The organism is Patescibacteria group bacterium (assembly GCA_022560785.1).
Classification (GTDB): Bacteria; Patescibacteriota; Minisyncoccia; order Phycocordibacterales; family JADFSL01; genus JADFSL01.
The window spans coordinates 6637-13808 of the sequence record JADFSL010000001.1 but is presented as its reverse complement, the minus strand read 5'-3'; the positions used below and the strand labels follow the sequence as shown (position 1 = coordinate 13808).

The following is a 7172-nucleotide window of genomic DNA, read 5'->3' as shown; positions in this document are numbered from 1 at the left end:
TTTCGTCCGGTCTTGCTTTTATTCCATTTGGCTTCTTTAGATTGTCCGAAGAAACGAGACTTGTCATTCAAGATGAACTGCATGCCAATCCAGATGAAGTGTCCTTGCCCATCAAGATTCCATTTGGTTTTCCGGAGGAAGGGTCCGATGATCCTCTTGATGTTCGTATCATAGCTGAGGTTGCTATTATAGTTAGGTGGAGAATCTCAAAATTCATTACCTTTCTAACAACAATTGGCTCTCGCAAGGAAGCTCGGCGGCAAATGCAAGACAGTGCTGTTGCAATGCTTACAAGTGAATTTGCAAAAATCACTCCAGCTGTAGCACTCAAAAATCTCACTTCATATAACAATGATCTAAAAAAAGAGATTGGGAAGCGTGTCAGATTATGGGGTGTTTATATGGAAAACGCCCAAATCAAGGCAATTAATTTCCCCGATGAGCTGAGAAATGCTATCCAATTAGTGCCTATGGCTACAGCTGAAGCAAGAGCCACTATCATAGGAGCCGAAGCAGAAAAAGAAAAGCTTCGTTTGCTGGGTGAAGGTTCAGGTCAAGCTGAAAAAGCAATTCTTGAGGGCCGTACGGCTGGATTCAAAGATATGGCCGAAGAACTTGATATCAGATCAAGTTCAATACTTGGAGCAGAAACTGCTCGGGCAATAACCGAAAATCCTGGACAGAAGACCATAATTCCTGGGTCATCGGGATTTTCAAATCTTGTTTCAATAGCTGCTGTTATGGGAGAGGTATTTTCAGAGACAAAAGACACAAAAGACAGTAGTGAGGAAAAATCATGAGAATCGAAATTGTTGTTTTCTTTATTATTCTCGCAATGATGTTGTTACTTCGAATTGCTATAGGATATTCTGCAAAAAAACGGGATGAAAAGGTTCTTGATGAACTTGGTGAGAAAGATAAAAAGGAGTCGGACAAAAATAACCAGAAGTTGAAAAAAGTGGGAGAAGGAGAAATATTTACTTCCAAAAATCTCTGGCTTCTCGTCCTTATTGTAGTAGGTTACAGTTTTCTTCTAATGGCGATGAGTGTTGTTTTTCCTGACTTATGGAAGTTGTTATGGGAAAATCAGCCACTGTTCTGGCTCATTATGGTAGGGATGTTTGTCGGGATTGGGTTGCTGTTATTGCCTGGGAAATTATCTTCTTTTGGAGTACCGATTGGGTTTGCACTCATCATGGTATTACTCATTGGAATCGGTAAAAGTATTGTAGATACATTACCCAAAGAGGAGCAAGTTGCTTCAGCTAAGCAGAAAGTCTCAACTTCAATACCATCTCGGAAATTTGGAATATGGAATATTCTGGTTGGAACAGATCCGATACGGAAATTTTGTCCCCCAAGTGGAAGCTATACCACGATTGAACGGGAAAATTCTTTTGTTGGAATTCACTTCACGATAGTGCGTCCCAGTGGCAGAACAGTTTCCAAATACCACCCTCCTGGGGATACACATCTTGAAATAGGTGCCTTCAAGTGCCTAACAGCAACGGCACAAAGGGAAACAGAGATAACAATAGTAATCTCTAAAACTCCTCTATCGTAAAGATAGGGACTTCACTTCAAGCGGAAATAACTAATTAGTTAGTTATTTCCGCTTTTTCTTTTTATACCTCAAAATGCGCGGACCCGTCCGCGCATTTTATCTTTAATTTTGTTTCGTTATTGAGGCAAACTTATACCAAATGTATTAGTCACCACTCCTAGAATTCCAAAGACGGAAATCATGATAAACATCCCTATTACTCCCCAAATCATGTGCTGTTTTCCCGTTTCCCTTCCCTCATCTTCGCTAGCGCGAAGAATAAACTGAGCTCCACCATAGAGAAACATAACAAGGGCAAGGGTAAAGAGAAGCCCAATTAATGGATTGATTATATATTGATTGACATTCGAAACAAATTCAGTTACAGCAGCCATTTAATGCGTCATTAGATATTAACGCCTAATATCAACGCTTGGTATTGGTATGGTACCTCCAGTTTCAACATTGAATGTCTCGGCTAGGATGCCCACGAGACCCCACACTGACACCATTATAAACAACGCAAGAAAACCCCAAATCATTATATTGCGTCCTTCGGTTTTCTTCTCTTCATTGCCGGCGCTAAGAATATACTTTGCCAGCCCCCAAAAAAAGTAAAGGAGTGCGAGGGCGAGTACAACGGGAGTAACTGCACCAATAAGATTCCCAGCGGTATCAATCACATTATCAAGTCCCTGAGCACTGACTACTATTGGAGAGAGAGCGAGAATTCCAAGTGGAATAAATTTTTTCATTAGATTATAACAAATGTATAAATTAAATATTAAACAAGACGACCGATATATTACCTTCCATGATAATAATAGTACAAAGGTATGTACTTTGTAAATAAAGATATGTGGACTACCTCAGTCCAATTAAAAGAATGTCGCTTCAAGCATATGTAATATCCCCCATACTGACACCATCACAAAAAAAGTTATTATGCCCCAGAACATTACACTGCGACCCTTTTCCCTCTCAACTTCACTGTCAGCGTGGAGAATAAGAAAGTTTGCCATCCCCCAGAAAAAGTAAAGGAGTGCGAGGGCAATCAGCACAGGAACAATTGCCTGAAGTATGTCGGTAATTACATAAATTAAATCGCCAAGTGTATTTATCTGCATATCACTATTCTTCGTCACCTAACACAAGGTGTATTGCAGGGCTATCAGCTCTCACAGCTCTCAATTGGTCAACTGTTCCTTCTATCGCTTTTGAAAGCGTTGCTGCACCGAGCACAACAAGACCTCCTATTACCGTCCAGAGAAATGCTCGTTTTGCCTCTTCTAATTTATCTTTGTTGCCACGAGCGGCAACAAATAAAAATCCGGTGTAAATCACCGCGAGTACTATAATGGGAAATGCAATCTGTACCAATACATCTAGAAGTGCCGTCAGAAATTGATCAAGACTGCTAAACCGTAATGGATTTTTGAGTCCGTCGCCGTCTACGGAAGGTGTGTGTCCAGTAGCATGACCGGCTAATAATATAGAAGAAGGTAACAATAAAAGACCAGCGTACAGTGTAAAAACAATTTTTCTAGCTCTTTTCATATTGCTATTGTAACAAATTCTTCAATTCCTCGTCTGCAATACGCACTGCCTCACTCAGACGAGAGCGACCCGATATAACATTTTCTATCATGTCCTTGAATATCTCTCCCGACTTTTCATCGTTAGGATCAAGCCATGCACGCGCCATGAGTGCCGAGTCGTAAAATATAGACCGAAATGCATCAGTGGGGCGTACAGCAAGCAAATCGCGCCTTACTGGGGGCAGTCCGGTTACTTCTGCAAGAATAATAAGTGGTTCTTGACTTGTGAGTGCTAGCGCTGCGGAAAAAGAGGCATTTGGATTAGGAGCAGTCCGAGGAATTGCAAAGCTGCTCATTTTTCCAAATGTTATTTTGGTACTACCATCACGCGACTGCGGTAGTGGCGCAACATCAAAATTAAGGTTTGGGTTTGCATTTCGCAATCCTACCAACTCGCTTGCAAAGCCAATGTAGAGAGCCAAATCTCCCGCAATAAACGACTGCCTGGAACTCGGTAATGCCCTATTCCATGAGTACACTGATTTAACTGGATTTGAAAACTCGGTGTAAAAGCGCAAAGCAGCTTCGGCAGGAGCAATGACAGACTCACCCTGTTCCCGTAATACAACCTCCAACTCTCCGTCATGCCGATTTATAATTTTATTGCCGGCCTGAATAATAAGGGTGGAGAGAATCTCCTTTGCGTGGTCAACATTTCGATACTCGCCGAGTGCTGTGAGACTTGTCACAATGTTAGCCGCCCGATCCCGTTGTGTAATAATTGGACTTAAAGTAAATAATTCATCCCAGTACCGTGGAGGTGCTGACACACCCGCTGAAGAGAGTATGTCCCGGTTCCAGTAGAGAACCATTGGATCAATCGTAAATGGCAAACCGAGAATTCCATCCGGAGTCATGTACAATTCTCCTTCTTCAATAAAAGTGTCTTTAAAAGTCCTCTGCGAATAAACATCATAAGAAATATTGATTATCTTATCGCGGTGCTTCAGAATTGAATCTTGTGACAAAAGAATGAGATCAGGACCGATGCCTACAGCGAGCGCATTTACAAATTCGGTATCAAATGTACGCTCGTCTTTCTCTATATACGTTACCGTATCGAAATCCTCGCGAACCGCCCGTATCTCTTTTAGAAGACCATTCATGGTACGAGCATCAAGCGTTCCCCATATCACCACAGGACCTATCGTAGTATTGCCACCGCCAGAACCACCAAAGCCGGCAAAAAAGATTATGCCAACTATTGCAAACACCACAAACACCGCGATAATAATTATTTTGAAATTACTCATGTTTTCTTAAATACCAGACCATAGTGGTGTGCTCCTGCTTTAAACTCTCGTTCAAGTGCAAACCCGCCCTGCTCAAATAAATTCTTTGCAGTCGCTTTATCAATCACAACATCTGAATGTGGCCCGATGTTACCAAACGATTCAAACCAATCAATAAAAAATATACTGCCTCCGCTCTTGAGTACACGCCGTGCTTCAGAAATAGTGGTTTCTTTGTCTTCAATTTGAAATAGTATGTTAGTCAATATTACCGCATCGACTGACTCATCAGGGAGTTTGCTTCCCCCTAGTGTTTCAATATCACCACACAGAACATCAATCGTATCTTGTTGCTCTCTGCTTGAAAAATTCTTCACCTCTCTGAGAAGTTCTTTTTGAATATCTATCGCATACACCCGCCCGTACTCTCCCACAATCTGTGCTGCCGCTCTACTGTAGTGGCCAGACCCAGAACCAAAGTCAGCAACCCGCATGCCTTCACGCAGTTTGAATTGTTGTATATTTTTCTTTGGATCAGAAAATTTCTTATCAATCATACTCTATAAAAGTATATCGCCCTTGATGCATCCAAACAAGAAAAGAAACCAACAGAGTTGTTTACAGACAAATAAGTGATGCAATGCTGTCTCCTGCACGCAGTTTCATAATACGCACACCTTGAGTTTGTCTGCCCAGTGACGGAATCTCTTTTAGGTCAATTCGTATAACCTGACCTTTTTTTGAAATAACAACGAGCTCGCCTTCTGCATCGTCTATAATAATACGCGAAGCAATTATATCACCGGTCTTTGGAGTAACTTTTGCTGTTTTAATTCCAGAACCGCCTCGCTTCTGTATTTTGTAGTCTTTAATTTTTGTTTTCTTTCCGTAGCCGAATTTACTCAGTACCAGTACATATGGATTGGAATGACTTTTTCGTACAATACCAGTGCCTATAATTCTGTCGCCCGAGGAGAGCTTGATTGCCCGTACCCCCGCCGCCGAACGTCCCATTTCTCGAATATCTGATTCTTTAAATCGTATTGCCTGTCCTTTTGAAGTGGTGAGTACCACCAAGTCTCCTTTTTCAACAAACGAAGCAGAGATCAACTCATCGTCACTGTGAAGTGAGATCGCTATGAGTCCACTTCTGCGCACATCATAGAAACTTTCTGCTTTGACTTTCTTTGCAATACCATTTTTAGTTACCATCAAAAGTGAGAGTGAATTTTTCTTAACTTCTTTTGGCATTGCAAGCACCGAGGTTACATTTTCGTTCTGCGAGATAGAGAGAAAGTTCATGATTGATTTTCCCTTTGTTGCCCGCCGACCCTCTGGCACATCAAACATCTTTATCTGATATGCCTTACCTTTGTCAGAAAAAAAGAGTAGGTCGCTATGTGTGCTTGCAGTCAAAAAAGTAGTAACAAAATCTTCTTCTTTTGTGTTCAAATCGATAACGCCAACACCTCCCCGCCGCTGTTTTTTATACTCATTAGGATTGGTGCGTTTAAGATATCCCCCAGCGGTCAAGACAAGTATACTTTCCTCATCAGGAATCATATCTTCATCAGAAATTGATTTGATGCCATGTTTGATGATTTTAGTTCTTCGATTGTCGCCGTAGCGTTTTGTGATATCTGAAAGTTCTGTCTTGATGACTGCTGAAATTTTCTTCGCGCTCCCCAAGAGTACCTTAAGGCGCACAATGAGTGCCTGCACATCATTTAATTCATCTTCAATTTTCTTCCGCTCAAGCCCTGCGAGTCTCTGCAATCTCATTTCAAGTATTGCCGTCGCCTGTCTGTCTGAGAATTTGAATGCTTTCATCAACGACACATGTGCCTCCGGCGCGTCTTTTGATGCTTTAATGAGTTTGATGATTTGATCAATATGATCTAGTGCCTTCTTGAGTCCCAAGAGAATATGTTCTCGTTCTTCTGCTTTTTTAAGGTCAAACTCAGCACGCCTTTTCACAATCAACTGGCGGTGAGAAATAAACTCCTCAAGTACACCCTTGAGTGAAAGCGTCTGTGGCACTCCGTCAACAAGCGCCACCAAATTCATATGAAATGTGTCTTCAAGTGATGTGTGCTTGTATATATAATTGAGTACTTTCTGTGGCTGTGCTCCACTTTTAAGTTCAATGACAATTCGAATGTCTTTGGTTGATTCATCACGAAGGTCACGAATCCCATCAAGCTTTTTGTCACGAACAAGATCAGCGATTTTTATAATCAAATCTGACTTGTTGACACGATATGGAATCGAAGTAATAACAATTTGGAAACTCCCTTTTTTATCTTCAACGATCTCGCATTCCCCACGCACAACAATCCCTCCTTTACCGGTCGCATAGGCGTGCTGAATGTCTTTCTGATTGTATGCGATGCCACCGATTGGAAAATCGGGACCTTTGATGAATTGCAGAAGCTCATCGGTTGTAGCATTTTTGTTGTCTATGAGATGTATGGTAGCGTCACAGACTTCGCCAAGGTTGTGTGGTGGAATGTTCGTTGCCATACCGACCGCAATACCCAAAGTGCCGTTTAAAAGTAGATTCGGTACCGCGGCTGGCAGTACAACTGGTTCCCGTTTTGTATTGTCGTAGTTTGGTCGCCACTTTACCGTCTCTTTTTCAATGTCCCGCAAAAGCTCTGCCGAAAGTAACGACATCTTGGCTTCGGTGTAACGCATTGCCGCTGGCGAATCTCCATCTATGGAACCAAAGTTTCCTTGTCCTTTAATTAATGGATACCTGTAATTAAAATCTTGCGCCCTTTTTGCCATAGACTCATA

Annotated in this window: 9 protein-coding genes (1 of these 9 running past the window's edge); 2 read left to right on the top strand and 7 right to left on the bottom strand. The window is 41.7% G+C overall.

The window, feature by feature from the left end:
• Both IIB50_00090 and IIB50_00085 read left to right on the top strand, forming a co-directional pair.
• Window positions 1–800: hypothetical protein (locus tag IIB50_00090; GenBank protein MCH7529518.1), on the top strand; the 800-nt coding region annotated here is incomplete at its 5' end.
• Between the two features lie 35 nt (window positions 801–835).
• Window positions 836–1564 (top strand): hypothetical protein, encoded by a 729-nt coding sequence (locus IIB50_00085; protein MCH7529517.1) that lies wholly within the window; start codon window positions 836–838, stop codon window positions 1562–1564.
• A gap of 116 nt (window positions 1565–1680) precedes the next feature.
• On the opposite strand, the gene IIB50_00080 is transcribed toward IIB50_00085, so the two are convergent.
• From IIB50_00080 to gyrA, 7 genes are all read right to left on the bottom strand, one after another.
• On the bottom strand, window positions 1681–1938 hold the full coding sequence (locus IIB50_00080; protein ID MCH7529516.1) for a hypothetical protein: 258 nt from the start codon (window positions 1936–1938) through the stop codon (window positions 1681–1683).
• An 18-nt stretch (window positions 1939–1956) separates the two neighbouring features.
• Window positions 1957–2298, bottom strand: a complete 342-nt coding sequence (locus IIB50_00075) for a hypothetical protein (protein ID MCH7529515.1) — start codon at window positions 2296–2298, stop codon at window positions 1957–1959.
• 123 nt (window positions 2299–2421) lie between these two features.
• Entirely contained in the window at window positions 2422–2670 is a 249-nt protein-coding gene (locus IIB50_00070) for a hypothetical protein (protein MCH7529514.1), read from the bottom strand.
• Window positions 2671–2674: 4 nt separating this feature from the next.
• Complete coding sequence (locus IIB50_00065) at window positions 2675–3100, bottom strand: TrbC/VirB2 family protein (GenBank protein ID MCH7529513.1); 426 nt, start codon at window positions 3098–3100, stop codon at window positions 2675–2677.
• Between the two features lie 4 nt (window positions 3101–3104).
• A complete protein-coding gene (locus IIB50_00060; protein ID MCH7529512.1) occupies window positions 3105–4394 on the bottom strand; it encodes an extracellular solute-binding protein in 1290 nt (429 codons plus the stop codon).
• Window positions 4391–4930, bottom strand: coding sequence for a class I SAM-dependent methyltransferase (locus IIB50_00055; protein MCH7529511.1), 540 nt, complete (start codon window positions 4928–4930; stop codon window positions 4391–4393). The genes IIB50_00060 and IIB50_00055 overlap by 4 nt, the downstream gene beginning before the upstream one ends.
• Window positions 4931–4991: 61 nt before the next feature.
• On the bottom strand, window positions 4992–7172 hold the 3' portion of the coding sequence (gene gyrA / locus IIB50_00050; GenBank protein MCH7529510.1) for a DNA gyrase subunit A. It continues 372 nt past the right edge of the window; only the last 2181 of its 2553 coding nucleotides appear in the window; its start codon lies beyond the right edge, outside the window — the gene reads right to left on this strand; it ends in the stop codon at window positions 4992–4994.

Excerpts from the sequence above, each read along its gene's own strand:
- IIB50_00085 (MCH7529517.1), top strand. The coding sequence starts at position 836 with ATGATGTTGTTACTTCGAATTGCTATAGGATATTCTGCAAAAAAACGG.
- IIB50_00080 (MCH7529516.1), bottom strand. The coding sequence starts at position 1,938 with ATGGCTGCTGTAACTGAATTTGTTTCGAATGTCAATCAATATATAATC.
- IIB50_00075 (MCH7529515.1), bottom strand. The coding sequence starts at position 2,298 with ATGAAAAAATTTATTCCACTTGGAATTCTCGCTCTCTCTCCAATAGTA.
- IIB50_00070 (MCH7529514.1), bottom strand. The coding sequence starts at position 2,670 with ATGCAGATAAATACACTTGGCGATTTAATTTATGTAATTACCGACATA.
- IIB50_00065 (MCH7529513.1), bottom strand. The coding sequence starts at position 3,100 with ATGAAAAGAGCTAGAAAAATTGTTTTTACACTGTACGCTGGTCTTTTA.
- IIB50_00060 (MCH7529512.1), bottom strand. The coding sequence starts at position 4,394 with ATGAGTAATTTCAAAATAATTATTATCGCGGTGTTTGTGGTGTTTGCA.
- IIB50_00055 (MCH7529511.1), bottom strand. The coding sequence starts at position 4,930 with ATGATTGATAAGAAATTTTCTGATCCAAAGAAAAATATACAACAATTC.